This window comes from Salinicola halophyticus (assembly GCF_003206695.1).
GTDB lineage: Bacteria > Pseudomonadota > Gammaproteobacteria > Pseudomonadales > Halomonadaceae > Salinicola > Salinicola halophyticus.
Genome location: NZ_PZJN01000022.1, coordinates 1 through 1,825, shown reverse-complemented (window position 1 = coordinate 1,825; position 1,825 = coordinate 1). Strand labels below are relative to the sequence as shown.

Below are 1,825 nucleotides of genomic sequence, written 5' to 3'. Positions count from 1 at the left end.
CCCAGATCCTTAAAATACGCCACTCCTTACGGCGGCCCAGAAAACAAGCGCTGACAAGCACTTGGGTTCGACGGCAGAAGCGAAGCGCTTCAAGTAGGGACGCTCTTTAACAATCGATCAGGTAATTGATGTGGGCGCTTGTTCTCGCGTGACAGCCAGTCACGACATATCGAGGCAAGCGACTCGTCAAGATTCGTTTGACCTTGAACCAAGTTTGGTCCGCTTTTCTTCTTGTTCTTCGGGACGAGAGAAGTAAGGACTATCAGACTTTAAACTGAAGAGTTTGATCATGGCTCAGATTGAACGCTGGCGGCAGGCCTAACACATGCAAGTCGAGCGGCAGCACGGGGAGCTTGCTCCCTGGTGGCGAGCGGCGGACGGGTGAGTAATGCATAGGAATCTGCCCGGTAGTGGGGGATAACGTGGGGAAACCCACGCTAATACCGCATACGTCCTACGGGAGAAAGCGGAGGATCTTCGGACTTCGCGCTATCGGATGAGCCTATGTCGGATTAGCTAGTTGGTAAGGTAACGGCTTACCAAGGCGACGATCCGTAGCTGGTCTGAGAGGATGATCAGCCACACTGGGACTGAGACACGGCCCAGACTCCTACGGGAGGCAGCAGTGGGGAATATTGGACAATGGGCGAAAGCCTGATCCAGCCATGCCGCGTGTGTGAAGAAGGCTTTCGGGTTGTAAAGCACTTTCAGCGAGGAAGAAAGCCTCTGGGTTAATACCCTAGAGGAACGACATCACTCGCAGAAGAAGCACCGGCTAACTCCGTGCCAGCAGCCGCGGTAATACGGAGGGTGCGAGCGTTAATCGGAATTACTGGGCGTAAAGCGCGCGTAGGTGGCTTGGCACGCCGGTTGTGAAAGCCCCGGGCTCAACCTGGGAACGGCATCCGGAACGGCCAGGCTAGAGTGCAGGAGAGGAAGGTAGAATTCCCGGTGTAGCGGTGAAATGCGTAGAGATCGGGAGGAATACCAGTGGCGAAGGCGGCCTTCTGGCCTGACACTGACACTGAGGTGCGAAAGCGTGGGTAGCAAACAGGATTAGATACCCTGGTAGTCCACGCCGTAAACGATGTCGACTAGCCGTTGGGACCTTTAAGGACTTAGTGGCGCAGTTAACGCGATAAGTCGACCGCCTGGGGAGTACGGCCGCAAGGTTAAAACTCAAATGAATTGACGGGGGCCCGCACAAGCGGTGGAGCATGTGGTTTAATTCGATGCAACGCGAAGAACCTTACCTACCCTTGACATCCAGAGAAGTTGGCAGAGATGCCTTCGTGCCTTCGGGAGCTCTGAGACAGGTGCTGCATGGCTGTCGTCAGCTCGTGTTGTGAAATGTTGGGTTAAGTCCCGTAACGAGCGCAACCCTTGTCCTTATTTGCCAGCGAGTAATGTCGGGAACTCTAAGGAGACTGCCGGTGACAAACCGGAGGAAGGTGGGGACGACGTCAAGTCATCATGGCCCTTACGGGTAGGGCTACACACGTGCTACAATGGCCGGTACAAAGGGCTGCGAGATCGCGAGATGGAGCGAATCCCAGAAAGCCGGCCTCAGTTCGGATCGGAGTCTGCAACTCGACTCCGTGAAGTCGGAATCGCTAGTAATCGTGAATCAGAATGTCACGGTGAATACGTTCCCGGGCCTTGTACACACCGCCCGTCACACCATGGGAGTGGACTGCACCAGAAGTGGTTAGCTTAACCTTCGGGAGAGCGATCACCACGGTGTGGTTCATGACTGGGGTGAAGTCGTAACAAGGTAGCCGTAGGGGAACCTGCGGCTGGATCACCTCCTTAAACGACCAGCTTA

1 rRNA gene is annotated in these 1,825 nt (G+C 55.2%); it reads left to right on the top strand.

The features are described from left to right. The first annotated feature begins 271 nt into the window (after window positions 1-271). Window positions 272-1,812, top strand: a 16S ribosomal RNA gene (locus DOM58_RS17415). The last annotated feature ends 13 nt before the right edge of the window (window positions 1,813-1,825 follow it).